The organism is Ensifer sp. Root954 (assembly GCF_001429005.1).
GTDB classification, from domain to species: Bacteria; Pseudomonadota; Alphaproteobacteria; order Rhizobiales; family Rhizobiaceae; genus Ensifer; species Ensifer adhaerens.
Genome location: NZ_LMJM01000053.1, coordinates 23,220 through 49,436, shown reverse-complemented (window position 1 = coordinate 49,436; position 26,217 = coordinate 23,220). Strand labels below are relative to the sequence as shown.

Annotated in this window: 24 protein-coding genes; 17 read left to right on the top strand and 7 right to left on the bottom strand. The window is 61.0% G+C overall.

The genetic code is table 11. The features are described 5' to 3' along the window. Positions 1-443 precede the first annotated feature (443 nt). The 8 genes from ASE71_RS34095 (at position 444) to ASE71_RS34060 (ending at position 7,937) form a co-directional block, all read left to right on the top strand. Positions 444-1,190, top strand: coding sequence for a GntR family transcriptional regulator (locus ASE71_RS34095; protein WP_034798725.1), 747 nt, complete (start codon positions 444-446; stop codon positions 1,188-1,190). A gap of 69 nt (positions 1,191-1,259) precedes the next feature. Beyond that, positions 1,260-1,946 (top strand): N-acetylmannosamine-6-phosphate 2-epimerase, encoded by a 687-nt coding sequence (locus ASE71_RS37715; RefSeq protein ID WP_060516723.1) that lies wholly within the window; start codon positions 1,260-1,262, stop codon positions 1,944-1,946. 2 nt (positions 1,947-1,948) lie between these two features. Next, positions 1,949-2,821 (top strand): ROK family protein, encoded by an 873-nt coding sequence (locus ASE71_RS37710; protein ID WP_060517367.1) that lies wholly within the window; start codon positions 1,949-1,951, stop codon positions 2,819-2,821. Next, positions 2,818-4,152 (top strand): extracellular solute-binding protein, encoded by a 1,335-nt coding sequence (locus tag ASE71_RS34080; protein ID WP_060516725.1) that lies wholly within the window; start codon positions 2,818-2,820, stop codon positions 4,150-4,152. Before ASE71_RS37710 ends, ASE71_RS34080 begins: the two co-directional genes overlap by 4 nt. Before the next feature lie 247 nt (positions 4,153-4,399). After that, positions 4,400-5,287 carry a carbohydrate ABC transporter permease gene (locus ASE71_RS34075; RefSeq protein ID WP_060516727.1) on the top strand — a complete coding sequence of 296 codons (888 nt, stop codon included), beginning with the start codon at positions 4,400-4,402 and terminating at the stop codon, positions 5,285-5,287. Further along, complete coding sequence (locus ASE71_RS34070; RefSeq protein ID WP_060516729.1) at positions 5,284-6,105, top strand: carbohydrate ABC transporter permease; 822 nt, start codon at positions 5,284-5,286, stop codon at positions 6,103-6,105. The genes ASE71_RS34075 and ASE71_RS34070 overlap by 4 nt, the downstream gene beginning before the upstream one ends. A 17-nt stretch (positions 6,106-6,122) precedes the next feature. Continuing rightward, complete coding sequence (locus ASE71_RS34065; RefSeq protein ID WP_060516731.1) at positions 6,123-7,184, top strand: ABC transporter ATP-binding protein; 1,062 nt, start codon at positions 6,123-6,125, stop codon at positions 7,182-7,184. Positions 7,185-7,535: 351 nt separating this feature from the next. Then, entirely contained in the window at positions 7,536-7,937 is a 402-nt protein-coding gene (locus ASE71_RS34060; RefSeq protein ID WP_060516733.1) for a hypothetical protein, read from the top strand. 240 nt (positions 7,938-8,177) lie between these two features. Here the strand turns inward: ASE71_RS34060 and ASE71_RS34055 are convergent, their stop codons facing one another. The 5 genes from ASE71_RS34055 to ASE71_RS34035 form a co-directional block, all read right to left on the bottom strand. Next, entirely contained in the window at positions 8,178-8,441 is a 264-nt protein-coding gene (locus tag ASE71_RS34055) for a tautomerase family protein (protein WP_413814663.1), read from the bottom strand. Positions 8,442-8,600: 159 nt separating this feature from the next. After that, on the bottom strand, positions 8,601-9,488 hold the full coding sequence (locus ASE71_RS34050; protein ID WP_320410651.1) for a branched-chain amino acid ABC transporter permease: 888 nt from the start codon (positions 9,486-9,488) through the stop codon (positions 8,601-8,603). A gap of 24 nt (positions 9,489-9,512) precedes the next feature. After that, positions 9,513-10,253 carry an ABC transporter ATP-binding protein gene (locus ASE71_RS34045; protein ID WP_412523732.1) on the bottom strand — a complete coding sequence of 247 codons (741 nt, stop codon included), beginning with the start codon at positions 10,251-10,253 and terminating at the stop codon, positions 9,513-9,515. A gap of 91 nt (positions 10,254-10,344) precedes the next feature. Continuing rightward, positions 10,345-11,508 carry an ABC transporter substrate-binding protein gene (locus ASE71_RS34040; RefSeq protein WP_060516736.1) on the bottom strand — a complete coding sequence of 388 codons (1,164 nt, stop codon included), beginning with the start codon at positions 11,506-11,508 and terminating at the stop codon, positions 10,345-10,347. A gap of 22 nt (positions 11,509-11,530) precedes the next feature. Continuing rightward, positions 11,531-13,411, bottom strand: a complete 1,881-nt coding sequence (locus tag ASE71_RS34035; protein ID WP_082566429.1) for an ABC transporter permease subunit — start codon at positions 13,409-13,411, stop codon at positions 11,531-11,533. 180 nt (positions 13,412-13,591) lie between these two features. Here ASE71_RS34035 and ASE71_RS34030 point away from each other — a divergent pair, with 180 nt between their 5' ends. The 7 genes from ASE71_RS34030 to ASE71_RS34000 all read left to right on the top strand — a co-directional run bounded on the left by ASE71_RS34030 (position 13,592) and on the right by ASE71_RS34000 (position 21,792). Beyond that, positions 13,592-14,473, top strand: a complete 882-nt coding sequence (locus ASE71_RS34030) for a MurR/RpiR family transcriptional regulator (protein ID WP_060516737.1) — start codon at positions 13,592-13,594, stop codon at positions 14,471-14,473. A 47-nt stretch (positions 14,474-14,520) separates the two neighbouring features. Then, a complete protein-coding gene (locus tag ASE71_RS34025; protein ID WP_082566430.1) occupies positions 14,521-15,183 on the top strand; it encodes an isochorismatase family cysteine hydrolase in 663 nt (220 codons plus the stop codon). Positions 15,184-15,221: 38 nt separating this feature from the next. Then, positions 15,222-16,565, top strand: coding sequence for a glutamine synthetase family protein (locus tag ASE71_RS34020; RefSeq protein WP_060516739.1), 1,344 nt, complete (start codon positions 15,222-15,224; stop codon positions 16,563-16,565). 18 nt (positions 16,566-16,583) lie between these two features. Beyond that, the gene (locus ASE71_RS34015; RefSeq protein WP_060516741.1) at positions 16,584-17,402 is read left to right on the top strand and encodes an N-formylglutamate amidohydrolase; all 819 of its coding nucleotides are present in this window, start codon (positions 16,584-16,586) and stop codon (positions 17,400-17,402) included. After that, positions 17,399-18,703 (top strand): aspartate aminotransferase family protein, encoded by a 1,305-nt coding sequence (locus ASE71_RS34010; RefSeq protein WP_060516743.1) that lies wholly within the window; start codon positions 17,399-17,401, stop codon positions 18,701-18,703. Before ASE71_RS34015 ends, ASE71_RS34010 begins: the two co-directional genes overlap by 4 nt. Before the next feature lie 178 nt (positions 18,704-18,881). Further along, positions 18,882-21,179 carry a PBP1A family penicillin-binding protein gene (locus ASE71_RS34005; RefSeq protein WP_060516745.1) on the top strand — a complete coding sequence of 766 codons (2,298 nt, stop codon included), beginning with the start codon at positions 18,882-18,884 and terminating at the stop codon, positions 21,177-21,179. A 385-nt stretch (positions 21,180-21,564) separates the two neighbouring features. Next, the gene (locus ASE71_RS34000; RefSeq protein WP_060516749.1) at positions 21,565-21,792 is read left to right on the top strand and encodes a hypothetical protein; all 228 of its coding nucleotides are present in this window, start codon (positions 21,565-21,567) and stop codon (positions 21,790-21,792) included. A gap of 371 nt (positions 21,793-22,163) precedes the next feature. Here ASE71_RS34000 and ASE71_RS33990 read toward each other — a convergent pair whose 3' ends face one another. Beyond that, a complete protein-coding gene (locus ASE71_RS33990; protein ID WP_060516753.1) occupies positions 22,164-23,159 on the bottom strand; it encodes an ABC transporter permease in 996 nt (331 codons plus the stop codon). A gap of 46 nt (positions 23,160-23,205) precedes the next feature. After that, entirely contained in the window at positions 23,206-23,994 is a 789-nt protein-coding gene (locus ASE71_RS33985; protein WP_234798880.1) for an ATP-binding cassette domain-containing protein, read from the bottom strand. Between the two features lie 150 nt (positions 23,995-24,144). Here ASE71_RS33985 and ASE71_RS33980 point away from each other — a divergent pair, with 150 nt between their 5' ends. After that, positions 24,145-25,125: an NAD-dependent epimerase/dehydratase family protein gene (locus ASE71_RS33980; RefSeq protein ID WP_060516755.1), complete on the top strand. Its 981-nt coding sequence runs from the start codon at positions 24,145-24,147 to the stop codon at positions 25,123-25,125. A gap of 48 nt (positions 25,126-25,173) precedes the next feature. Beyond that, entirely contained in the window at positions 25,174-26,166 is a 993-nt protein-coding gene (locus ASE71_RS33975) for a sugar-binding protein (protein WP_060516756.1), read from the top strand. Positions 26,167-26,217 lie beyond the last annotated feature (51 nt).

The following is a 26,217-nucleotide window of genomic DNA, read 5'->3' as shown; positions in this document are numbered from 1 at the left end:
CCTGGCTGCCAGTCCGTGGCGCCTCGTTTCGCTTCGATGAACACCTTATAGCTCAGGCTTTCCCTAAGTTGCAGCGCTCAAAACTCAGCGCTCCCATGTGGGAAATGCATAGGCGGTCGCCAGCCGACGGTTCAGCTGCGATGGCCATGAACCATCATGAGAGCTGTGCGTTACATGTCAGATCGTGAGGTAAAGAACATGGCGCGAACTTTTAGAAGCCAAAGCCACCGGGCGAACCTACTCCATCTTGCACTCGCGGTGCTCGCAATGCTGTTCATCGCAGCGATAGTGGCACTGCTTTAGGCTCGTGCAGGACGCCATTTGCCGCCACGGATCGGCGCCACACATTGGCCCGGCATGTGTCGCTGAGGCCGATTACGACAATACCAGTTTAAAACCTATGAAAAATTTTGCATAAGGGGTCATCCGGAAAGGTGATCCCCATGAACGATCAGACAACGCTCGAGTTTCTTGCCAGCCAAATGTCGGGCGACAGCGGCGAGCCGCTCTATCGCCGCCTTGAAGAGGCGATCAAACAGGCCATCAGCGCCTCGACACTCCGCCGCGGTTCGGTCATCCCCAGCGAGCGGGACTTGAGCGAGGGCCTTTCGATTTCGCGCGTGACGGTGCGCAAGGCGATCGAAGGGCTCGTCGCTGATGGCCTGCTTGACCGCCGCCAGGGGGCAAAGACCGTTGTTTCATCACGTGTCGAGAAATCCCTGGCCACGATGACGAGCTTCTCCGAAGATATGCGCTCGCGCGGGCTGGAACCCGGTTGCACCTGGATCTCACGTGAAATCAGCCGCCCGTCACCCGCTGAAATGATGGCGCTTGGCATTCCGGCGGGAGAAAAAATCGTACGCCTTAGACGATTGAGGACGGCCAACGACACGCCGATCGCGATCGAAACGGCATCGCTTCCCGCCCGCTTTGTGCCGGATCCGGACGCCATCGGCGCGTCCTTGTACGAATATCTCGCAGCCCACGGCGCTTTGCCTGTCCGGGCACTGCAGCGCATGCAGGCAAAGCCTGCAAGCGATGAAGAGCGACGCCTGCTCGCAACGCCCGAAGACACGAGCCTGCTCGTCATGGAGCGGCGCTGTTTCCTGGCCGATGGGCAAATTGTCGAATTCACCCAGACCAAGTACCGGGGTGACGTCTACGACTTCGTAATCGAGCTGATGAGGTAATACCAGTATAATTCCTGTTGCAATCTGGTCTTACACTGTTACCGTGAGGCCTCCATTGGGAGAGCCTGCGTGACCTTCGACATCCATAGCCTCAAGCACGGTCTGATCGTTTCTTGCCAACCGGTGAAAGGCGGCGTCATGGACAATGCCGCCATGGTTGTCGGTTTCGCCTTGGCCGCGCTCGACGGCGGCGCAACCGCCCTTCGCATCGAATCTGCAGACTATGTTCGCGCCGTGCGCCAGGCGACCGATCGACCAATTATCGGCCTCGTCAAACGCGACCTGGAGACGTCGCCGATCCGCATCACCCCCTTTGTCGAGGACGTCGATGCTCTGGCGGCAGCCGGCGCCGATATCATCGCCTATGATGCCACTGCTCGCGAACGGCCGGTTGCGACCAGGACGCTGATCGAGCGCATTCACGCCGGCGGCAAGATCGCCATGGCGGATTGCTCTGTTTTCGCCGACGCCGAGCGCGCGCTTGCCGAAGGTGCCGAGATCGTCGGCTCAACCCTTGCTGGCTACACCGGACCGGTCGAGCCGAGCGAGCCGGACTTCGCGCTCATCGCCGCCATGCGTGGCCTCACCCCTCACGTGGTTGCCGAAGGCTGTGTGCGCACGCCCGAACAGGCTGCTCAGGCGCTGCAGGCGGGGGCCTTCACTGTCGTCGTCGGTTCCGCGATCACGCGTCCCGAACATGTGACGGCGTGGTTCCGGCAGGCGCTCGATCAAACGCTTGCCGGAAGCGAGGCTTGATCATGACTGAGCCCCGGACCGTTCTTTCGATCGATGTCGGCGGCACGAAGATGCTGGCTGCCCTTATCCGGGGAACAGAGATCGTCGACACGCACCGGATGCCGACGCCCCGCGAAGGCGACCCGACCCAGTGGCTCGCCGCACTCTTCGGTGCGATCGCGTCCTGGCGCGGTGCGTACGGCTCGGTCGGCGCCGCGGTCACTGGCATTGTCGATAACGGCCAATGGTCAGCGCTCAACCGCAACACACTCGCCATACCTGACCGGTTTCCGCTGACAGCGACGATCGAACGACTTGCTGACGTACCGGTACTGGCCGCAAACGACGCCCATGCGGCCGCCTGGGGTGAATACGCCTTTGGCGCAGGCAACCGCGAAGACATGGTCTTCCTGACGATCTCCACCGGCATCGGCGGCGGCATCGTCCTGAACGGGCGTCTGCTCGAGGGCCTCGCCGGACACTTCGGCCAATCGCGTAGTGCCGAATGGGCTGATGATGTGCTCGAAGATCGCGTGTCCGGCCACTGGATCGCCAGGGAGGCATCCCCCCACCAATCCGGCGCCACCGCGCGCGACGTCTTTGCCGCGGCCCGAAATGCCGATGACTGGGCCAGGCGCATCATTGAAACATCCGCGGGGCGAACCGCGCTGCTCTGCCGCAACATCCAGCTCACGTTGGACCCGAAACGCATCGTCATCGGCGGCAGCATCGGCCTGGCCGAAGGCTATCTCGCCGCCGTCGAACGCGCACTGGAACCGGTGCCGCCACGCCTTCGACCATCGCTACACGCCGCCGCCCTTGGGGAGAATGCAGGGGTGATCGGCGTTGCTGATCTTGCAGAGTGTCAACAAAACTTGAGGGAGAACCAAAAATGACATTTGCGACAACGAAAAGACGTGCGCTGCTCGCCGCAGCGGGTATTGCGAGCCTGCTGGCGGCCACGCCGGCCCTTGCGGAAGTAACGGTGCTCGGCTGGCCGGGCGGCCCGGAAGAAACGGCACTGCGGGCTGCCGCCGACGCCTACAACGCCAAGTCAGACGTTGCCGAGAACGACAAGGTCGAACTTCTGTTCTTCAACCGAGACGGCTTCTGGGACAAGCTGCAGGCCGATCTCGCCGCTGGCTCGAAGGCCTTCGACCTCAACCTGCTCGCTACCTATTCGATCGGCCGTTACGCGCCGTTCATGGAGCCGGTCGAACTTTCGGGCGAAGCCAAGGCGGTCTATGGCGATTCCGTACTGTCGACCATGCAGTACCAGGGCAAGCAATATGGCGTGCCAACCGATCTCTCGCTTCACTTCATGTATTTCCGCAAGGACCTGATCGAGGCCCTGCTGAAAGATGACGCCGGCAAGGCGAAATATGCCGAGATCTCGGAGAAGTATCTCGGCAAGAAGCTGGAGCCCAAGATCCCGGACGAGTGGACCTGGGACGATTACGCCGCCACCGCGCTCTACTTCACTCAGGCGGTCAACCCGGACAGCCCGACCCGCTACGGCACGGTGCTGCAGCTCAAGAACCTTCTCTTCAACATCATGGTCTGGCAGTCGGTACCACGCGCCTATGGTGCGAACTGGATGGACGGCAGCGGCAAGATCACCGTGAACTCCGATGCCTATCGAAAGGGCCTCGAGATCTACAAGCTGCTCTACGACAATGGCGCATCACCGAAGGACTCACTGTCTTACGAATTTGCCGAGGCGAATGCCGCCTTTGCGTCTGGCCAAGTGGCCGCAATGCTGCAATGGAATGCGGCAGCCGGCGACCTGACGAGCAAGGAGAAATCCCCTGCTGTGGCAGAGGTGACCGAAACGGTCGCACCACCTGCAGGTCCTCAAGGGCGCTTCACCCATATCCACGGCCTCGGATTCGGCCTCAACAAGAATGCCGAAAACAAGGAGGGTGCGGCCAAGTTCGTGAAGTGGCTGTCTTCCAAGGAAGCCGCGCTGATCTACGCCAAAAACAACGGCGCACCAGCCCTGACGCCGGAAGTGGTCGTCGAGGTCGCCGATTCCCGGCCTGATCTCGTCAAGCTCGGCGAATTCGCCGGCAAGTACGGTTACGTCATGAACGGTGCTACGTCAGCCAAGGCGCTCTCGGTCTACGAACTGCAGGCCAAGGAGTTCACCGGCTACTGGTCCGGCCAGCAATCGATCGAGGATGCGCTCGCTAGCACCGAAAAGGGCATGGCAGACCTGCTGAAGTAAGTGAAAGGGTTGCGGCGTCCACCAGGAGGCCGCAGCCCTCAACGACAAGCGGGTACCGGGGAATCTTTCTCCACCCCACTTGCCAGTGCTCCACACGGGATCCAGGTGCGCCGCGTCCGCGGTGCCAAAGAGCCATCCAGCTCAAGGATTTGGGCTGGCTAGATCTCCTGTAACAGGCACTGGGAAGTGGACCGAGGAAACACCTTGCGTCCCCTTGCCCGACCGACAACAGACACAGATCGGTGCCATGACGATAGCCAGACCGCAATCCAATGCCCCTGAGTTCCGGCTGCTCGCCACGCCGCTCGTCCTCTTCCTGCTCGTTTTCCTGGGCTTCCCGGCCCTCGTCAACCTGATCTATTCGGTCTCCGAGGTCTCCTTCGAGACGCTACGCCAGCCGACGTTTACCGGGCTCAAGAACTTTGTCTCGGTCTGGAGCGATGCGGCTTTCTGGCAGGCGAGCTGGTTCTCGCTGCGCTTCGGCCTCTTGACCGCTATTCTCGAATGCCTGCTCGGGCTGTCGCTGGCGATCTTCCTGTCGCCGCTCATCGAAAAACGGAGCTGGCTGATGGCGATCCTGATGCTGCCGCTCATGGTCGCGCCGGCACTGGTCGGCCTGATGTACCGCCTTGTCCTGCACGAATTCGTCGGGCCGGTACCTTATTATCTCTGGACCTATTTCGGCGCCAGCATCTCGTTCCTTGGGCCCGGCTCCGCCTTCTGGACCCTGGTCGTCGTTGAGACGTTGCAGTGGACACCATTCACGCTGCTGCTTTTCTACATGGCCTATCAGGCGATCCCTTCCGAGATTGCCGAAGCATCCGCAATGGACGGGGCGCGAAGCCTGCAGCGCCTGTGGTTCATCGAACTGCCGATGATGGGCCCTACGATCGCGGCCGCGTTGCTTATCCGCTTCATCGACGGCTTCCGGGTCTTTGACAACGTCTATGTGTTGACCGGGAGCGGTCCCGGCGGATCGACGGCATCGCTGTCGATCTACATCTATGAGGCCTTCTTCAAGCAGGGCGCCATCGGCAAGGCGGTTGCCGCCTCAGTCGTCCTGTTCGTCGCCTCCTTCGCTGTGCTTTATGGCCTCAATGCTCTCGCCAGCCGGCGGAAAGGAGCCAAGCGATGATGTCAGCACTCCGTTGGTTCGTTTTCGCTGTTGCCGCCATCGGCTTGAACTTTCCGGTGCTGGTGACGCTTTCCACCTCGTTCAAGAGTGCGCGCGAGCTTTCCGGCAACCCCGGTCTCTGGGTCCAGGCCCCGACATTTGAGAACTACCGCGCCGTGTTCGAGGTCTCCGATCGGCTGAACATCTTCCTCTATCTGTTCAACAGCCTTGCTGTGGCGCTGATGGGAACGGTACTTGCCGTGGCGCTGGCGCTCCCCGCAGCCTACGCGATTGCCCGCGGCAAGATTGGCGAACGCACACTCCTGCCCTTTATTGTCAACCTGCGCGCCGTGCCGCTGATCATCTTCGCGATCCCGCTCTACATGATGTTCCAGTGGCTTGCGCTGCTTGATACGCGCCTGGGGCTGGGGCTGATCCTGACGATCGTCAACCTGCCGCTTGCGCTCGTCATCCTCGTCAACGCCATCCGTGACCTGCCCGCGGAACTCGACGAGGCTGCCCTCATGGATGGTGCAAACCGCACGCAGATCCTCATCAAGGTCGTGATGCCGCTCTGCCGGCCGGCGATCGTCACCAGCCTGATCTTCGGCTTCATCACCGCGTGGAACGAATTCCTCTTCGGCCTGATGCTGACGACCTCCAAGGCAGTTCCGGTCACGGTCGGCGCATCCTTCTTTTTTGCCGCAAGCGGCGGCGGTGTGCAGTGGGGCGTAGCATCGGCAGTGATGGTCGTCGGCGCTTTGCCGCCAATGCTGCTCGGCCTCGTGATGTACCGCCAGATCAGTGGATCGATGACCGCCGGCGCGGTCAAGGGTTGATATTCCAGGAGACACGCATGGGAACGATTTCGCTCAGGAAAGCCGGAAAGCGCTACGGCGCAGTTGAGATCATCCGGGAGCTCGACCTTGAGATCGCCGACGGTGAATTCGTCGTCATCGTCGGGCCCTCCGGCTGCGGCAAGTCAACGCTGTTGCGCATGATCGCGGGTCTCGAGGCAACGACCGACGGCCAGATTTTGATCAATGGGCGGGATGCGACGTCCGCTTCGCCGGTCGATCGTCAGCTCGCCATGGTCTTCCAGTCCTATGCGCTCTATCCGCACATGACGGTGCGGCAGAACATGGGCTTCGGCCTGAGGCTCGCCAAGGTGCCGTCGGAGACCGCAAGGGCCAAGATCGAGGCAGCGGCGGAAACGCTGAAGCTCACGCCCCTTCTGGACCGCTATCCGAAGGAGCTCTCGGGCGGCCAGCGCCAGCGAGTCGCAATCGGGCGGGCAATTGTGCGCGAGCCGGTCGGCTTTCTCTTTGACGAGCCGCTTTCAAACCTCGATGCGGCGCTGCGCGTCGATATGCGACTTGAGATCGCCAAGCTGCATCGCACGCTTGGCGCCACCATGATCTATGTGACCCATGACCAGGTGGAGGCGATGACGCTGGCCGACCGGATCGTCGTGATGAAGGACGGGCGGATCATGCAGCAGGGTAGCCCGAGAGACCTCTACGAAAAGCCGGCGAACCTTTTCGTCGCGCAGTTCATCGGCAGCCCAAAGATGAACCTCCTGCCATGCCGGCGCGATCAGGGCGGCCGCCTCGACCTGAGCGGCGAAGGCGATCTAGCGCTTCCCATGCCAGGGACGGTCGAACCCGAGAAACTGGGCGCAAGGCCCGAGCACTTGGCGCTGGTTGCTCCGGAAACTGGGCATTGCCGCGGCATCATCGAGGCGAGCGAGTATCTCGGCGGCAATATGAGCGTCTTCGTTCGCGCCGGCCGGCTCGGCCTGATCAATGTCAGCGCACCGGCCGACACACCTTTCCGCGTTGGCGAAGCCGTCGGGATCCGGATCGACGAGAGCCGGTCCTCGCTGTTCGATGGTACCGGCGCAGCAATTGGTGCCTGACACTGGAGGATCCCTCGAAGGCCTTTGAGCTAGGCAGGCGCTCAAGCGATCGGCAGCGTTCAGATGGCAAAAACGGCTCATTGGCCGATTTCACATCAAACGCTGCGGACCCTGGCAGGCGGCAGAAAAGCCTTCGATTGACCCAACAGCAAGCATGCACATTGGGGAACAGTTGAAATTTGTCGGTCGGACAGCCGACAGTGCGATTTCACATAGATACCCAGCAATCATGAGCGATAATGGTACCGAATGCCGACGAGCAAGGCACGGTCCCACGCCCATTGGCACACCACGTTTCAGGGTCGTCCTGGCCGGGATGGCCCAGCGAAGTGCTCCTCGCTGTAGCGCTGAATGAAAGCCGATGAAATGTCGCGAAAGTATCTAGCACTCCAGGCCGACGGCGCCGTTGGAAAGATGGAGTTGAACCAAGAGATCGCGGCCGCGCTCGAAAGGTTGCCGGATGATCCTTCGCTCTACTTCGATCTTGGAGAAGCACATCTGCTTATTCCGCTCGAGCAGCTTGTTAACGCGCGAATGCGCGAACGAGGCATCATCAGCGCGAACCGCTATATGCTTGCGTCGGCGCGCGGCAAACAGGAGAAGCGAAAACCCCTCACTGTACACGCCCTTGGCAACGGGCTGTGGCTCGTGGTGGACGGGAATTCAACGCTGCTCAATGCTCGTCATTCCAATTGGCGGGCTGTACCTTGCACCACGGTTGACAAACCGACGTGGGATCCGAGCTCAGCCTGACGATCACAAGTGCAGACGTAGATCCGGGTCGCGGGGTTTGCGCCTACGGAGCCAGCGCAGGTGCCTGGTGCGCCACCCCATCCTGAATAGCGCGCTCTTCCGCTGGCAGCGCCAGCAGATGAATGAACATTGGACACTCCAATCCTGTCAGCATGCCGGGCAAAGTGGCCGTGTGGCCGAGGCGAGCGGGGTTTGCATGGCACCCCCGCTTCATTCAAAAACGCCCTCGGCGATCACCCCCTACGACTGTGAGAGAGCCCCGTAACCCGGCCGTTTATAGAGCGTGCTTTCGTTCGCCACGATTTCCGGGTCGTAGACACTCGCATCCCAATCCGCCGGATCCACTTCTAAGATGGAAACGGAAAGCGAAGCGTCGCTTGAGCCTAGGATGGTTTTCGCAGCTTCGACCACTTTCGCGGCGAATTCCTGTTTCTGCTCCTCGGAGCGGCCAGGGAACATCTTTACGACTATGTGCGGCATTTCCATTCCATTCGTTGATACCAAGTGCCATGACGGGAAGACGACAGGGCCCAAGGGCAAGCCGCAAATCCTGCTGACCTCGACGAGCCCACAAGGTGATTGCGGACGATCAATGCCAACTCATTGCCATTGCTTGCGTCTGCACTGACCCTATCATCCCGATACCAGGTGCTTTCGCGAACATCAAAGCTTGATGACGGTCTTCTTTGCAAGCAACCCCTGCGGAGCAAAGAGCAGAACCCCGATGACGAGCAGGATAGTGAAGGCGTCGCGGTAGCTGAGCAGGCTTTCCGGCAGATAGGCTTGCAATAACACTTCGATGAAGCCGAGCAGAAAGCCGCCGGCGACAGCGCCGGAGAGGCTGCCGAGCCCACCGATAATTGCGGCGATAAAGGCTTTGAGCACTGGCAGGAAGCCCATCAACGGATCGACACTGCCGCGCTGGGCCACCCAGAGGATGCCGGCGACGCCGGCAAGCAGGCCGGAGATCGCAAAGGCGGTAGCGACCACCGCATTGGCGCGGATACCCATCAGCCGAACGATAGCGAAATCTTCGGATGCAGCACGCATGGCACGACCGAGCACGGTCGTGCGAAGGAAGAGGTTCAGGCCGACCAGCATGATGATCGTGACGAGGATCGAGGTTCCCTGAATGAGGCCCAGATGCAGGCCGCCGATCTCGATCGTGCCGGAAAAGCTCTCGGGCATCGGCACCGGCTTCGGACGGGCGGAAATGAAATTCTGGAAGATCACGCGCAGGATCGCGCTGACGGCAAAGCTCGTTAGAAGCAGCGTCGTGCCACTGGCGCCGCGCACCGGCCGAAAGGCGATGCGCTCCATCAGCATGGCGAGCACGATGGCGATCAAAAGAGCCGCACAGACAGCGAGCGGAAACGGCAGGCCCAGCAACAGGGCAAAGCAGAGGCCGTAGCCGGCAGCCGTCATCAGTTCGCCATGGGCGAAATTGATGAGCCCCATGATCGAGAAGACGACCGCAAGGCCAAGCGCCAGAAGCGCATAAGTGCCGCCGAGGCTGAGCGCATTGACGAGTTGCTGCAGGAACATGTCCATGAATTGACCCTCCACGCGCTCGGCTCAGGCGCCGAGATAGGCGCCCTGGATTTCGGTTGAATTGCGCAGTTCGGCGGCCGTGCCCGAAAGCACGACCCGGCCATTGGCCATGACGTAGCCCGCGTCAGCAATCTCGAGCGACAGAGAGACGTTCTGCTCGACCAGGAGGATCGTCAGGCCCTTTTGTCTCAGCCCGGCGATCAGGTCGAAGATCAGATCCACCACCTGCGGCGCCAGGCCGAGCGAGGGCTCGTCGAGCAGCAACAAGTCAGGCGACGACATCATCGAGCGGGCGATCGCGAGCATCTGCTGTTCGCCCCCTGAGAGCGAGCCGGCCTTCTGGGTGAGGCGTTCTTTCAGGATCGGGAATCGCGAGAGCATGTCTTCGCGCACCTCTGATATCGCGCCACGCGCCTTGTGCATGGCGCCGCCGAGCAGCAGGTGTTCGTCGACGGTGAGGCTCGGGAAGATGCGCCGTCCCTCGGGCGTCAAGGTCATTCCGAGCCGGACAATCTGTTCCGGCGCGAGGCCGGAAACATCCCGGCCGTTGAAAGACACACGTCCGGCCTTCTTTCCCGCCAGACCGACAAGCGCGTTCAGCGTCGAGCTCTTGCCAGCGCCGTTGGCGCCGAGCAACGTCACGATCTGCCCTTTGCCGACGGCGAGATCAACACCCTTCAGGGCTTCGACCGCACCATAGGCGACCTTAAGGCCGCTCACTTCCAGAAGCGGCTTCAGAACGGGAATTTCACTCATCATCATCATCGGGCAAAGTCCTTGCCGTGGATTGCAAAGCGCCGCCGGCGCAGACAGGCACGATCCCCGGGGAAATCCGGGGACCACCACAGGTGATCGATCAGGGGGCCGGAACGTCGGCGGCCGCCGGAACGCCCTGACTGATCAGCTGGCGATTGCCGCTTTCGATCTGCACCAGCGATACCGAGCGCATCGGCATCCCTTGCGTGCCGGCATAGCTGATCGGGCCGGTCACACCCTGGACGTTTTCGAGCGAGGCGATCGCGTTGCGTATGGCAACCGGATCGATACTGTTTGCCTCCGTCACCGCCGCGTCGATCACCTTGCCAAGGTCGTAGCCGTTGGCGATGTAGACCGTATCCGGCACCTGACCGTATTTTTCCTTGTACTTCACATTGAAGTCAGCAAGCGGGCTGCCTTCGCTGGCAAAGCCTGCGGTTGTAAAGACAACCCCGTCGACGGTGGCACCAAGGCCGAAGGTCGTGGGCGAATCGATGCCGTCGCTGCCGAGGATCGGCGTGGCCACCCCTGCACCGCGCAGCTGACGGATGAAGGCTGGGAAATCCGGCTCGTAGGCCGCCGTCATGATGACGTCGGGCGCCGGGTTCATCGCCTTGATCTTGGTGACCTCGGCGCCGAAGTCCTGCTGGCCCATGCTGTAGGTGCCCTCACCGAGCAGTTCGCCGCCCTTGGCTTTGAACGCAACGGCGAAATACTCCGGCAGCTTCAGAGTATAGGCGCTATCCGGCGACTTCAGGATGTAGGCCTTCTTGTAACCCTTCTCGAACGCGTAGGTCGCAAGAACAGAGGCCTGGACGTTGTCGGCCGGATAATTGCCAAACATGTAGTCGCCCACCGCAAGCGGCATGGTCGGCGTCGTGGCGCAGAAGGAGAAGGCGGGGATCTGGGCTGCCTGCGTCACCTGGCCGGCAGCAATCGACGGATCGGCATCGCAAGGCGTGATCACGATCTTGACGCCTTCGTCAACCAGCTCCTGCGCCACCAGCGCCGTCTGCGCCGCATCCGAGCGCGTATCCTTGGCGACGAGCTTGATCGGGAATTTGCCGGCAGCACCACCGGCCGCATTGATCTCCTCGACCGCCATTTCCAGACCCTTCAGCGACGGCTGGTCATAGGGTGCAAGACCGCCGGTCTGTGCGGTCGCAAGACCGATAACCAGATCGTCTGCAAATGCGGGTAGCGGCGACATCGCGATACCGCCAAGCATGGTTGTGAGGCACAGGGCCGTGACGTTCTTCTTCATCCGAAAAGCTCCCTCTTTTGATTTATGCTGGTTTATGCAGGCCCGGCGCGCCGGACGGCAGAACGGGGGTCCCGACGGGCGCGTTGCGCGCCTGCGCCGCTGAGCGGCGGCGGCCGATGTAGGCCTCGATGACATCAGGGTTAGCCTGGATTTCCGCCGGTGTGCCGATGGCGATCTGCTGGCCCTTGTTGAGCACGACGACAACATCGCAGAGCCGCATGATCAGCTTCAGGTCATGCTCGACGACGAGCAGGCCGAGGCGGTATTTCGTGCGGATGCGGTCGAGCACATGCATCAATTCCTCGGTCTCGGCCGGGTTCATGCCGGCAGCCGGCTCGTCGAGCAGCAGGTAACGCGGTTTCAGCGCCAGCGCGCGGGCGATTTCTAGCCGCCTCTGCGCACCGTAGGAAAGCGTGCCGGCCAGCCGGTCGGCAAATTCCGCGAGGCCCACTTCCGAAAGCACCGTCAAGGCACGGGCAGCGGGATCCTCACCGCCCGCCTTCAAGGCGCTCGCCGCAACCGTGACGTTCTCGATGACCGTTAGGTTCTTGAAGAGACGGATGTTCTGGAAGGTGCGGGCAAGGCCCGCGACGGGAACCGCGTGAACGGCAAGCGACGCCACATCCTGGCCATCGATCAGCACGCGGCCCGTCGACGGCGGCACGACGCCGGACACACTGTTGATCAGCGTCGACTTGCCCGCACCGTTCGGGCCGATAAGGCCAGTGACGATACCGGGCTTGATCTCGAAATTGGCGTTCTCGAGCGCCACGAGGCCGGCAAATTTCTTGCCGAGGTTTTCGACCCGGAGAGAGCCGTGACCGGCTGAAGCGGCCTCGGACGCAGGCACGCTTTTCACCGGCACAACGTCCTTCTCTGTGGAGCGCTTGAACCAGCCGAAGCGCTCGTCAAGTTCGCGCACACCGAAGAGGCCATCCTGCAGGCGGTACATCACGACGAGGATTGCCACGCCGATCCCGATGTCGGTGAGGCCGAAGACGGTCGGCAGCTTGAGGAAGCCGAGATCGACGCCACCCTCGAGCTTGCGCAGGAGTTCGACAATCAGCATGATTACGGCCGCGCCGCCGACGGCACCCGAGACGGTGGTGATACCGCCGAGGATCAGCATCGCCAAAAGCATGAAGGTGAGGTTGAAGTAGAAGTCTTTCGGCGAAAACGCGCCGAGGAAATGGGCCAGCAAGGCGCCAGCAGCGCCTGCAAGCACCGCACCGAGAACCCAGGCGAAGAAGCGCTGCAGTTTGACATTGACGCCGACGGCGCTCGAGGCGATCTCGTCTTCGCGCGACGCCCGAAGCTTCAAGCCAGCACTCGAATCCCGATAGAGACGCGCAACCACCACGGCAGCGATAGCAAAGGGCACCGCCACCCAGAGATTGACCGCGCGGGGAATACCAAAAAAGGTCTGGCTGCCGCGGGTGAAATCGGTCGAGGCGACGAGCACAACATGCACGATGACGAGGAAACCAAGGGTCGCGATCGAAGCCGATGAGCCGCCAAGGCGCGCCACGGGAATGCCGATCAGCACCGCGACGAGCGCAACCACGACAAGCGCAATCGCAAGTGCCGGAAGGAAGGGCATGCCCATCCCGGCCAGCCATTCCGGCAGATGTGGCAACGCTGTCTTTTGGATGATCGGATTTAGCGTCAACAGACCCGACGCATAGGCACCGATCGCCATGAAGCCGACATGGCCGAAGGAAACGATACCGGAATTGCCGGCATAGATGCCGATGCCGAGCACGGCGATGACGTTGATCATGTAAAGCGTCACCAGGCGCTCGCCGCTGCCCGGAAAGAACAACGAGGCGATGGCGGCAGCGGCCAAAAGCGGCAGCGACGCTACAAGGATACCAACGACGGTTTCTCGCCTGACGCGCACCATCCGCATTCCCCCAGATTTTGGCCCGGCCGCGTATTTTTTGGCTCGGGCCCGTTCCCGACATGAACGTTATCGCAGATCGACCAAATGTCAATCTTGTTTCAAAAAACATTATCTGCTAGCAATTATGTAACAAAAATTAGAAATCGGAATTCACGCCATCGTTTTTGGGAGGCAGAAATCGTGGCAATCCGGGACCGACTGACAGACGGCGCAATTACCTTCACGCGCTCGGAACTGAAGATCGTCAGGCAGCTTCTGTCGAATTATCCGGCAGCAGGGCTGAACACGGTCGCGCATCTCGCGGCCGCTGCCGGCGTCAGCAATCCGACCGTCGTGCGCTTTGCCAACACACTGGGCTTTGAGGGTTATCCGGAGTTCCAGAAGGCGCTGCTCAGTGAAGTCCAAGAGCGCATGAGCTCGCCGCTCTCCATGCTCGACGCGCGCCGCCCGTCGCTGGAACAAGAGAACTTCTACCAGTACTTCCTTCGCGCCAGCATCCATGCGCTGGAGTCTTCGATGCAAATGCTGCCTTCGGAAGACTTCGAGGCAGCCGTGGATGCGGCGGCCGACATGAGCGCTCGCATCCATTGCCTCGGCGGCCGCTTCAGCGGCTTTCTCGCGGGCCTCCTCTGGTCGCACATGAAGCAGCTCAGGGGCGACACGCGCTGGATCAACGGCAGTCAGGCCGACCAGGTCGATCAGCTTGTCGACCTCGGCAAGCGCGACGTGCTTTTCGTCTATGACTATCGCCGCTACCAGAACGACACGATCCGCTTTGCTCGTCAGGCGGCCGAGCAAGGATCGCGCATCGTGCTCTTTACTGACCGCTGGCTCTCGCCGATCGCCGATTTCGCGACAGTGACGCTGACGGCACCCGTCGACACGGTCTCGCCCTACGACACGATGGTGCCGGCGATTGCCCAGACGGAGGCGGTGATTGCGGCACTTACCGCCCGCCTTGCCACGCAGTCACGTAGTCGCATCGAGCGCATGGAGGACCTGCGCCGCGGATACGCCATCACGGAGGACGCCTTCAATCCAGCCGTTGAAGACGACCGCTGACCCTTTCCGCCGTCCCGGCGAACCAAAATAAACCGAGGAGAATTCGAATGAGTGCAGTCACTGTCAAGGTTGGCGACGATCGCTTGAGGCGCGACAGCGCCTATGAGGCTGGCCGCACCTCGCTGCTGTTCGTCGACATGCAGCGCATCTGGTGCGAGCCGAACCTCGACCCGACCCACCCGCAGGACGCCGAGAGCTATTATCACAGGCGCCTGCGCCAGACCGTCATCCCAAACCAGGTACGCATTCTGGAGGCGGCGCGAAAGGCCGGTTGCGATGTGCTGCACACGATCATCGAAAGCCTGACGCTCGACGGCCGCGACCGCTCGCTCGACCACAAGCTCTCCGACATGCACGTGCCGAAAGGTTCTCCGGAGGGGCAGGTCATTCCGGAACTTTCGCCCATCGACAACGAGATCGTGCTGCCGAAGACGTCGTCGGGCGTCTTCAACTCGACCAACATCGACTACGTCCTGCGCAACCTCAACACCCGCTACCTGATCATCGCCGGCGTCATCACCGACCAGTGCGTCGACATGGCGGTGCGCGACGCCGCCGACCGCGGTTACCTTGTCACCGTCGTCAACGACGCCTGCGCCACCTATAGCGAGCAGCGCCATGACGCGGCCCTTCGTGCCTACTCCGGCTATTGCTGGACGACCGACACTGAGACGGTGGTCAGCCGCCTCGGCACTTTGCGCCAAGCCTGAGTCGCCGCCTAAAAAATGAACGAATAGAGGGGAACCCCATGACGGAAACCAACAACGGCAAGGCGGCCGCCGCACTGACGGAACTTGCCACCTTCGTCACGACCGACATCGCCGGCATCACGCGCGGCCGCAGTTTTGCGGCTTCCGAGATCGACAGCTACCTGCGCAAGGGTGTCGGCTGGGTGCCGGCCAACCTGGCGCTCACGCCCTTCGACCTGATTGCCGAGAACAATCCCTGGGGCTCGGCCGGCGACCTCCGGCTGATGGCCGACCCCGACAGCAAGGCGCGCGTCACCTGCCTGCCAGACGAGACGCCGCTGCATTTCTATCACGCCGACATCACCGACCTCCAAGGCAATGCCTGGGACTGCTGCGTACGCAGCTTCCTGAAACAGACGCTGAAGGAATACGAACAAGTCGGCCTCAAAGTCATTTCAGCCGTCGAGCAGGAGTTCCAGTTGCTCGGCGTCGACTGGCCGGATGCGCCGTCCTTCGGCCTGCGCGCCCAGCGCCGTGCCGAACCCTTCGGGTCTCTGCTGATGACCGCTTTGCAGGAAGCCGGCGCCGAGCCGGAAATGTTCCTGCCGGAATACGGAAAGGACCAGTTCGAAATCACCTGCCGTCCCGCCGACGCGCTGACCGCCGCCGATCGCGGCGCTACCATCCGTGCAATCACCAAGGAAGTCGCCGCCCTCTTCGGCTGGAACGCGAGTTTTGCCCCGAAGACGGTCTCGAATGGCGTCGGCAACGGCGTGCACCTGCATGTGAGCTTCACCGATCTCGACGGCAATCCGGTGACCTTTGACGCCTCGCGCCCCGGCAGGCTCTCCAAGATCGCCGGCGCCTTTGCCGCCGGCGTCATCAAGCATCTGCCGGCGCTGACCGCCTTCACAGCTCCGTCGGTGCTTTCCTACATGCGGCTCGTGCCGCACCATTGGAGCGCCGCTTACACCTGCCTTGGCGAAAAGAACCGCGAAGCGACGCTCAGGATCTGCCCGACACTGGACCTTCCCGGCAGCAATCCGGCCAGGCAGTTCAACATGGAATACCGCGCCGCCGACGCATGCGCCAGCCCGCATCTGTCGCTGGCCGTCTTGTTGAAGGCCGGCCTCGAAGGCATCAAGGCCGGGCTCGAACAGCCGCCCTTGATCAATTCCGACCCCTCCGATTTCTCGGCGGCAGAGCAGGAGAAGCTCGGTATTCGTCGCCTGCCCGCGAGCCTGCCGGAAGCTCTGGATACGCTCGCCGCCGATCCGGTCGTCACGGGCTGGTTCTCTCGAGATTTCCTTGACTGCTACATGGCGATGAAGCGCAAGGAGATCGAGATCGTCGATGGGCTCTCGCCGGACGAACTTTGTGCCCGCTATGCGGCGGTCTACTGATTGACGGATGGGCAGCCCATGACCTCGACAACGGCCATCAAGAGCCTAGAACCCGGCGCGCGACACGACCCGAGCGGGCCGCTGCTTTCGATCGACGAACTGCCGCCCTATGCGGTCTTCAACCCGGACGGCGCCTCCCCGATCCTGCTCCTATGCGAGCACGCTTCCAACCGGATGCCACGCGCGCTCGGCGATATGGGGCTTCCGCTGCACGAGCGCCAGCGCCACATCGCCTGGGATATCGGCGCCATGGCACTGGCTCAGCACCTAAGCCTCAGCCTCGATGCACCACTGTTCTTCACCAACTATTCAAGGTTGGTGATCGACTGCAACCGGCCGCTTCCCGCCCCCTCGATGATCCCCGAGATCAGCGAGACGACGGAGATCCCCGCCAACCGAAACCTGAGCGACGAAGAGCGGCAGCAGCGGATCGATACGCTGTTCACGCCCTTCGCTGAAGCGGTCAGCCGCCGTCTCGACCGGCTCGAAGGCGAAGGCAAGCGGCCATTTGTCGTCGGCATCCACAGCTTCACGCCGGTCTATTTCGGCAAGCCGCGCCCCTGGCAGGCCGGCATCCTCTATCGCGACGCCGTCGATTTTGCCGGTTCGCTGATCCGAGAACTGGCCAGCGAAAGCCAGCTGACGATCGGCGACAACGAGCCCTACAACATCCATCCCGATGAGGATTACACCGTGCCGGTTCATGCCGACGCGCGTGGGCTTCCGGGCGTTCTGGTCGAGGTGCGCCACGATCTGATCGATACGGATGCGGGCGTCACTGCCTGGGGCGAGCGTCTCACCCGGTGTCTTAAAGCTAGCGTAGGGGAAGCCCCGTGACCGCACTCTACGAGAGAGACCAAGCGGCAATCGCCAACCTGCAGAAGCTGCGCTTCTTCCCGCTTGCAGTGACCGGTGGCCGCGGCGCGAGGCTGACGGAGGAAAACGGCCGCGAACTGATCGACCTCTCCGGGGCATGGGGGGCGGCGAGCCTTGGCTATGGCCACCCGGCGCTGGTTGAGGCAATCTCCGGTGCTGCGGCAAATCCCGCCGGCGCCAGTGTTCTTTCTGCCGCCAATGGACCGGCGGCGGCCCTTGCCGAAAAACTCCTCACGGCCTTTCCCGGATCGGGCGACAACAAGGTCTGGTTCGGTCATTCCGGATCCGATGCCAACGAGGCGGTCTTCCGCGCTGTCACCAAGGCGACGGGACGGTCGGGCGTCATCGCCTTCGTCGGCGCCTACCACGGCTGTACCGTGGGCTCGATGGCTTTTTCCGGCCACAGCGTCCAGGCAGGCGCGACCAAGGCAGACGGACTGCTCCTGCTACCGTACCCCGATCCCTACCGGCCCTACCACGACGACCCGACAGGTGGTGCGATACTCGCAGAATTACGGGAGCGACTTGAGGCGGCGCCGGAGCGTTTCGCGGTCGCCTTCATCGAGCCGATCCAGTCCGACGGCGGCCTGATCGTTCCGCCAACCGGTTTTTTTAAAGCCTTTTCCGCGATCTGCCGGGAATTCAATGTGCTCGTCGTCTGCGACGAAGTGAAGGTCGGGCTTGGCCGCAGCGGCCGCCTGCATTGCTTCGAACATGAGGATTTCGTCCCTGACATCCTGACCATCGGCAAGGGTCTTGGCGGCGGACTGCCGCTTTCTGCCGCGATCGGCCCGGCACGCATCCTCGATTGTGCCAGCGCCTTTGCCATGCAGACGCTCCACGGCAATCCGATCTCTACTGCCGCCGGCCTCGCCGTTCTTGAAACCATTGAGCGCGAAGAGCTTGCGCAGGAAGCGGAGCGCAAAGGCAAACTGCTGCGCGACGGCCTGGCAAGGCTTGCCGAACGATATCAACTGATCGGCGATATCCGCGGTCGAGGTCTTGCCTGCGGCGTCGACCTCGTTCTCGATCGGCAGGCACGGGCTCCAGCGCGAGCGGAAGCAGCAAAACTTATCTATCGGGCCTATGAACTCGGCCTCGTCGTCTACTGTGTCGGGATGAACGCAAATGTTCTGGAGATGACTCCGCCGCTGACCGTCCCGGACACCGACATCGATCAGGCATTAAACGTTCTGGATCGAGCTTTCGCCGAAGTCTCCGACGTTCCGGATACAGTTGTTTCGCAGTTCGCGGGCTGGTAAAGGCAGTCTCAAGACCTAAGCTCGCGCCCGCCACGGTTGGGATTTTTAGGTCCCACCTGTCGTGACGCGCGCACTGATGATGGCGGCGTATTTCCTTTGGCTGGAACCAGCGTCTTTGCCGTACGTTGAGAACCCGCCACAGTGCTCTAAGTCATTAAGGGTTTGAGCGTCTTAAAAAATGCCCCGCAATCCTCACGTCTCTACACGAAGTGGCACTGGGTCGGGCGACCATCAAAAGGCGGAAATGCTCGCCCAGAGAGCCCCCGCGGGAACAAAAGAGGCGGATCACAGCGCAGACGCTGACCCGTTGATACGAGCTGGAACGAGCGAACATCTGCCTCTGCCGTTTGAGCAGACCCGACAGGCAGCGCACGCTCTGCTTCGTGCGCTTCACTACGATTTGCGGGCTATCTCAACAGCGGTCAAGGTCAAGGCCCGGGCGGCTGCTTCGTCCGTAAAGACCAAGGTCCAGGCTACGGATAAGCAAACTCTTTCATTTCTGCTGAAAAATCTCGGCGGGGCACTTGCGAACGCTCCCAAAAAGGCAGGACGAGCGCTTCGCCGGTCTAGCCAGCCTGTCTTGCAAAGGAAAGCCAGGTGGAAATCGGCGGTGCGGCTGACCGCCGTTTTCTGTATTCTGGTTGGTGTAACGGGCTTGGTGTGGGCGCTAAAAGATGTCCCTTGGGCCGAGATCCGGGACGGTACACTAAAGCCTATCGTGGTGTTGGAAACCGCGGACGGTCAGCCGCTGGTCAGACAAGGACCTTATCAAGGACCTTACGCACAGTTCGACCAATTCACGCCACAACTGATCGATGCGGTACTGTCTGTTGAAGACCGGCGGTTCATGGACCACTTCGGCATCGATATCAGAGGCATCGGACGAGCGCTTCTTCGAAACCTCAAGGCAGGGTCGGTTGTGGAGGGTGGTAGCACCATCACCCAGCAGCTCATCAAGTTGCAGTATCTCGACAGCGATCGTACGGTAAAACGAAAGATACAGGAGTTCGTGATTGCCCTGTGGCTGGAGTGGAAACTCGGAAAGCAGGAAATCCTGACGCGTTACCTCAACAGCGCCTATCTTGGCGCTGGCGCAACGGGCATGCCGGCCGCCGCACGCATTTATTTCAACAAGGATATCGGAGCGCTAAACCTTTCGGAATCGGCGCTTCTGGCGGGATTGTTGCGGGCTCCTAGCCTATGGAACCCGATCGACAATCTTGAAGGTTCCCGAAAGCGCACATCGGTCGTCCTCGACGCGATGGTTGCGAACGGCAAGGTTGACGCGTCAAAGGCTGCGCAGATCAAGGCGAGCTTTGCTACCCTCCACCCGACAACGCCAACGCCCCGATCCGGCAGTTGGTTTGCGGACTGGGTCTCACCGCAGGCGAGCGAAATCGCCGGGACTTCGCCGGGCTCGACCACAGTTCGAACGACGCTTGTTCCCCGGCTTCAGGGGATTGCCGAAAGGGTCATCAAGAGGGCCTTGGATACTGAGGGAAGAACTGTTGGTGCATCTCAGGCCGCATTGGTGGCAATGACCCCGGATGGAGCGGTTGTGGCCATGGTCGGCGGCCGCGATTACAAAGAGAGCCAGTTCAACCGTGCCGTCACGGCAAAACGGCAGCCGGGCTCCACCTTCAAGTTGTTCGTTTACTATGCCGCTCTGAAGGCCGGACTTTCCTTATCCGACCGGGTACTGGACGCACCGATCGAAATCAACGGCTGGTCACCAGAGAATTCCGGCGGCCGCTATCGCGGCTGGGTCACGATCGCTGAGGCCTTCGCCCGGTCTCTCAACGCGCCAACAGTGGCGCTCGCCCAACATGTCGGCCTTGACAAGGTGATCAGTGCCGCGCGTGAACTCGGGATCGACGCGCCACTTGTCGATACGCCTTCGCTGGCGTTAGGCACGTCCGAGGTCAGCTTGCTTGACCTGACAAGTGCCTATGCGTCCGTGCAATTCGGCAAGGCCCCCGTTGAACCCAGGGGAATTATCGAATTTCAGGCTTCGAACCAAGCAACGGCTTTTCGAGTCGGGGCAAAAGATACGCCAAGCGTGGATCTGGCCCCGTATCGGCGCGATCTCCTTTCCCTTCTACAGCTTGTCGTGGAACGCGGTACCGGGCGCGCAGCCGACCCCGGCGCGTTTGCTGCTGGCAAGACCGGCACCAGCCAGAACAATCGTGACGCTTGGTTTGTCGGGTTCACCGAGCCACTTGTCGCAGGGGTCTGGGTCGGCAACGACGATGACACGCCGATGAAAGGCGTAACGGGCGGGGATATGCCAGCGCAGATTTGGCGGGATTTCATGCGGGAAGCGTTGGCGACCCCCGCAGCGGGCGTTCTGGTTGACGACAGCGCTCCGCCTCAGAGCTGCAACATCACCGCTTGCTCTCGCAGCTATCGCTCCTTCCGGCCATCGGACTGCAGCTACCAACCCTATTTCGGGGAGCGAAGGCTCTGCGAAAAATGACGAATACGTCGGATCAAATGCGAACCGCCCACAAAGGCGGCAAGCCTCGATGCCTTCCCCTCTCGGAACCGGCCAAGGCGGCCCAGCAAGCGGGAACCTTTTCCGTACATTCGTGTTTTTGCTTTGCTGATGATCTCGGATCCCTCCGGATCAAGGTAGGAGCCCCATCATCGCTCCGGCGAAGGTGGGGCTTTTTCACAACGCCGTCAACGCTTCGTGACAACACCGCGTAGCCGAGGGCCGCCGCCAGGCCGTGCGCAGGTCGTGCAACTGGAAGAGCTCGATCCGCTGGAACAGCTCGATCCGCGGACCATGGTCATAGCGATGACGGCAGACGTGCAATGGCCATGAGACAATTCTGCCCGAAGAGCGTTATGTAGTTGGTATGAGCAGATTCACGGAAACCGAAATCGCATTGATCGAGCGCCTACGCGCATTGAAGGCTATGCCGGACATGTCCATCAACGTGTTTGAAGTCGGCGATCCTTTGACCTCGGCAGGATTCTCGCAGGATGAAATCCTGGAGGTGCTCTACGCTCTTGAACAGGACAAAATCATCGCTCTGTTGCCTGGAAACCGACTGACAATGCTCAAAGAACTGCCGAATGGCTAGTGTGGCGCTGCGGGTTTGGCCGTAAATTGCCTCACCAAGTGCAACACCGTCGAGCTTGCCCTCGACCAAATCTCGACCTCTTTGCCCTCGGTCATAAGTATCCCCGTCTCCTGGCCCTGATGGCCATAGGCGCTGGCTCGTATGCCTATGGGTAGCGAGCACCCCGAGCCACAGCATGCTGGATCCGTCATGCCTCTCCTCTCCAGTGAGACGCATAGGTCCGAGCAGCCTTCACGACCGCAAGCGGCCTTCGAAGAATGGTAGGCGGGTGATGAACGCGTTCTCCACCGGGAATAGAACACAAACTCGCACTACCGCGCGCACTGGCGTGCGCGACGCGTGAGAAAATCGCGTGCTGCAGGGCGTGTGCGCTACTCGCTTTGGCGGAAATTGCGGATGCGATCGAAAAGGACTGCAAGGATTATCGCGCCGCCGATGAATGTCCCCTGCCAGAACGCATTGATGCCGAGAAGTCCGAGGCTATTGCGGATCACCTCGATGAGTGCCGCACCGACAAGTGCGCCGAAGGCAGTACCTGCGCCGCCAGCGAGATTAGCGCCCCCAATCACTGCCGCAGCGATGACCTGCAACTCCATGCCCGCTCCAATATTGGTCGTCACAGCACCCAGCCAGCCGGTCTGAATGATGCCGGCGATGCCAGCCGACAGCGCCGAGATCATATAGACGCAGACCTTGATGGGTCGTACGGGAAGGCCCGTGGCAACGGCCGCCTTTTCGTTGCCACCAATGGCGTAAATGTAGCGGCCGATCCGCGTCCACCGCAGCACGAAGCCGGTCAGGAGCGCCAGCACGATCATGTAGATCACTGGATTGGCGATACCGAAGACCGCCCCACCGCCCAGCGCCAGCAGCTTGGCATGATCGGGGCCAAATTCGAAGACGACAGTATTGTTGGACGCGACCATGGCCAGGCTCCGGGCAACCGAGAGCATGCCGAGCGTTACGACAAAGGGCGGAAAGCCGAGATAGGCAATCAAGATGCCATTGAACGCGCCGATCACTAATGCCGTGGCGACCGAGACGGCAATGCCCGTCCCTATGCCGTATCCCGCATGCATCGTGACTGCAAGTACCATACTGCACAGGCAGAGCACCGACCCTACCGATAAATCAATCCCACCGGTGATGATGACAAGCGTCATCCCGAGCGCGATGATTGCGATGAAAGTGACGTTGCGGGTGATGTTGTAGAGGTTCTTTGCCGTTGCGAAACTGTCGGTGGCGAATGACAGGAAGATGCAGGCGAGAATGACGGCGACCAGTACCCAGAAGGTCTGGCTGCCCAGGACTGTTGCTGCGAGCGTGCGCTGCCTATGGGCTATCGTCTCGTGCAGCGTCGTTGCCATGTTAACCTCGCGTTCCTCCGGCGCAAAAGACCCAGATCGTTTTCCTCTATCCACCCTCAATGGCGCCAGTAATAAGGCCTGTCACCTCTTCCGGAGAGGTCTCGATGATTGGCTTGTCCGCCACCTTTCGGCCTCGGCGCATGACAACGACGCGATCGGCGACATCGAATACGTCGGGCATGCGATGGCTGATAAGCACAACCAGAATGCCACGATCGCGCAGTTGTCGGATGAGATGGAGCACTTCAGCGACCTGGCGCACGGAAATGGCCGCGGTCGGCTCGTCCATCAGAACGATTTTCGCCTCCGAAATCATCGTACGCGCAATCGCCACCGCCTGGCGTTGACCGCCCGACATCTGTTTCACGAGGTCGCGTGCTCTGGTCTCGGAACGGAGCTCCTTAAAGATCTCCGCGGCCCTCCGGTACATTGCCTTGTAGTCGAGCACGCCCAATGGGCCGATGCCCCGCCTCAGTTCGCGTCCGAGAAAAACGTTCGCCGCCGCGGTGAGATTGTCACAAAGGGCAAGATCCTGGTGCACGATCTCAATTCCGAAGTGCCGCGCCTCGACCGGGCGATGCAGCACGATTTCGCTGCCATTGAGGCGCATCGTGCCTTCGCTCGGTCGAAAGTTTCCCGCAATCATTTTGACGAGAGTCGACTTGCCGGCGCCGTTGTCGCCCATCAATCCGACAACCTGGCCCGCCTCTAACGACAGCGAAATGTCATTGACGGCCTGTATGGCCCCGAAGTGCTTGGAAATATTGCTGAGTTCTAGCAGCACGACCAGCCTTCCAAACTCCCAAGACGCGCGGCCTTCACCAAGGCGCGTCACAATATGCCCGCCCCTTGAGTGAGAGATTGCTTATTTACGCAAATCATCACAACCGCGTCAATGATCTCTCGTCTGATAAACCTTATTTGTATGACAATTAGACATTGACGAAAGTCGCAATCATATATTAGCTACTACTGGGAGATAAGCATGCTTATCCTTGTCACCGGGGCAACGGGCAAGGTCGGGCAGCACCTCATATCCACGCTGCTTGACCGACCACGTTTTTCGAAAGCACGCATTCGCGCGCTCTGCCACAACCGCGTGCTCAATCCAAGCGAGCGCCTCGAGATTATCCGCGGCTCCATCGCCGATCGCGCGGTCGCTGACGCCGCGATTGCCGGCGCGACCCATATCGTGCATCTGGCGACCTGCAAGGAAACGCCCGCCGACGTCATGGATGTGACCGTCAAAGGTCTCTTTTGGCTGCTCGAAGCGTTCAGAATGAGCCCAACAGCCCGGCAGTTCATTCTGATCGGCGGCGACGCCGCGGTCGGCCATTTCTTTTACCGCCATGAAGGACCGATAACCGAGGTGACACCGCATCGCGCCTATCCCGGCAGCTACGCGCTCTCCAAAGTCCTCGAGGAGGTGATGGTCGAGCAGTACTCAGTCCAATATGGGATGAACGTCTGCTGCCTGCGTGCGCCGTGGATCATGGAAAAGGACGACTTCAGGCACTCGCTTTCCTTCGGCGACGACGTTTTCGGTGGACCGGACTGGAAGACGTATTTTCCGCCCCATGAAGCCAGGCGCCACGCAAAGGCCGGAACCGTACCATTACTGCGCGATGCCGACGGAAGACCGCTCAAGCGCAACTTCGTCCACGTCAGCGACCTTGTGTCAGCGATCCTCAGCACGATCGACAATCCGCACGCAGAGCGTCAACGTTTCAACATCGCCATGGATCGTCCGGTCGATTACGGCGAGGTCGCAAGCTATCTCGAACGCACGCGCGGCCTGCCGTCGGTCGATGTTCCAAGCCATTTCCACTCAAACTGGTTGGACAACAGCAAGGCAAAATTCCTGCTGGACTGGCAACCGGAATACGATCTCGAAAAGCTTATCGACCAGGCCTTTCAATACGAGCGTCCACCAAGTGACCCTCGTATCGTCTGGTATCCGGGTTGATTTGTGCCGCGGACAGAGGGTGTCCGCTTGTTTCAACGGGAGGATAAAATGAGGAAAGCATTGGTGCTCGCAGTCGCAGCGCTGGCGCTGGCCGCCGGCCCCGCCGGCGCCCAGACGAAAAAGCAGCTCGTCATCGTCGTCAAGGGTCTCGACAATCCCTTCTTCGAGGCGATCAATCAGGGTTGCCAGAAGTGGAACAAGGAAAACACAAGCTCGGAATATGAATGCTTCTATACCGGCCCGGCGTCGACTTCCGACGAAGCAGGAGAAGCGCAGATCGTCCAGGACATGCTCGGCAAGCCCAGCACGGCTGCGATCGCCATTTCGCCTTCCAACGCCAAGCTGATCGCCCAGACGTTGAAGTCGGCAAACCCGACAGTCCCGGTCATGACGCTTGACGCCGACCTTGCCAAGGAAGATGCAGGCCTGCGAAAGACCTATCTTGGTACCGACAACTATACGATGGGCGCGCGGATCGCGGACTACATCAAGAAGGCAAAACCGAACGGCGGCAAGATCTGCACGATCGAAGGGAACCCTGGCGCTGATAACATCCTGCGCCGTGCTCAAGGGATGCGTGACGTGCTGACCGGCAAGGACGGGCTGGCCGAGCTAAAGGGTGAAGGTGGCTGGACCGAGGTTGCTGGCTGCCCGGTCTTTACCAATGACGACGGCGCCAAAGGCGTGCAGGCGATGACGGACATTCTTGCGGCCAATCCCGATCTCGACGCCTTCGGCATCATGGGTGGTTGGCCACTGTTCGGTGCGCCGCAACCCTATCGCGATCTGTTCAAGCCGATGGCAGACAAGATTGCGAAGAATGAATTCGTCATCGGCGCGGCCGATACGATCGGAGAGGAAGTGGCGATCGCCAAGGAGGGTCTCGTGACCGCACTTGTCGGCCAACGACCCTTCGAAATGGGCTACAAGGCGCCATCGGTCATGCTCGACCTCATCGCCGGCAAGCCGGTAGACGATCCGGTATTTACCGGTCTCGATGAATGCACCAAGGATACGGCCGATACCTGCATCCAGAAATAGGAACGGTGGCCGGAGCGCCCTTTGACGGCCTCCGGCGCCTCCGCCCCATGA

Excerpts from the sequence above, each read along its gene's own strand:
- ASE71_RS34095 (WP_034798725.1), top strand. The coding sequence starts at position 444 with ATGAACGATCAGACAACGCTCGAGTTTCTTGCCAGCCAAATGTCGGGC.
- ASE71_RS37710 (WP_060517367.1), top strand. The coding sequence starts at position 1,949 with ATGACTGAGCCCCGGACCGTTCTTTCGATCGATGTCGGCGGCACGAAG.
- ASE71_RS34080 (WP_060516725.1), top strand. The coding sequence starts at position 2,818 with ATGACATTTGCGACAACGAAAAGACGTGCGCTGCTCGCCGCAGCGGGT.
- ASE71_RS34075 (WP_060516727.1), top strand. The coding sequence starts at position 4,400 with ATGACGATAGCCAGACCGCAATCCAATGCCCCTGAGTTCCGGCTGCTC.
- ASE71_RS34070 (WP_060516729.1), top strand. The coding sequence starts at position 5,284 with ATGATGTCAGCACTCCGTTGGTTCGTTTTCGCTGTTGCCGCCATCGGC.
- ASE71_RS34065 (WP_060516731.1), top strand. The coding sequence starts at position 6,123 with ATGGGAACGATTTCGCTCAGGAAAGCCGGAAAGCGCTACGGCGCAGTT.
- ASE71_RS34060 (WP_060516733.1), top strand. The coding sequence starts at position 7,536 with ATGAAAGCCGATGAAATGTCGCGAAAGTATCTAGCACTCCAGGCCGAC.
- ASE71_RS34050 (WP_320410651.1), bottom strand. The coding sequence starts at position 9,488 with ATGGACATGTTCCTGCAGCAACTCGTCAATGCGCTCAGCCTCGGCGGC.
- ASE71_RS34045 (WP_412523732.1), bottom strand. The coding sequence starts at position 10,253 with ATGATGATGATGAGTGAAATTCCCGTTCTGAAGCCGCTTCTGGAAGTG.
- ASE71_RS34040 (WP_060516736.1), bottom strand. The coding sequence starts at position 11,508 with ATGAAGAAGAACGTCACGGCCCTGTGCCTCACAACCATGCTTGGCGGT.
- ASE71_RS34035 (WP_082566429.1), bottom strand. The coding sequence starts at position 13,411 with ATGGTGCGCGTCAGGCGAGAAACCGTCGTTGGTATCCTTGTAGCGTCG.
- ASE71_RS34025 (WP_082566430.1), top strand. The coding sequence starts at position 14,521 with ATGAGTGCAGTCACTGTCAAGGTTGGCGACGATCGCTTGAGGCGCGAC.
- ASE71_RS34020 (WP_060516739.1), top strand. The coding sequence starts at position 15,222 with ATGACGGAAACCAACAACGGCAAGGCGGCCGCCGCACTGACGGAACTT.
- ASE71_RS34015 (WP_060516741.1), top strand. The coding sequence starts at position 16,584 with ATGACCTCGACAACGGCCATCAAGAGCCTAGAACCCGGCGCGCGACAC.
- ASE71_RS34005 (WP_060516745.1), top strand. The coding sequence starts at position 18,882 with ATGCCCCGCAATCCTCACGTCTCTACACGAAGTGGCACTGGGTCGGGC.
- ASE71_RS34000 (WP_060516749.1), top strand. The coding sequence starts at position 21,565 with ATGAGCAGATTCACGGAAACCGAAATCGCATTGATCGAGCGCCTACGC.
- ASE71_RS33990 (WP_060516753.1), bottom strand. The coding sequence starts at position 23,159 with ATGGCAACGACGCTGCACGAGACGATAGCCCATAGGCAGCGCACGCTC.
- ASE71_RS33980 (WP_060516755.1), top strand. The coding sequence starts at position 24,145 with ATGCTTATCCTTGTCACCGGGGCAACGGGCAAGGTCGGGCAGCACCTC.
- ASE71_RS33975 (WP_060516756.1), top strand. The coding sequence starts at position 25,174 with ATGAGGAAAGCATTGGTGCTCGCAGTCGCAGCGCTGGCGCTGGCCGCC.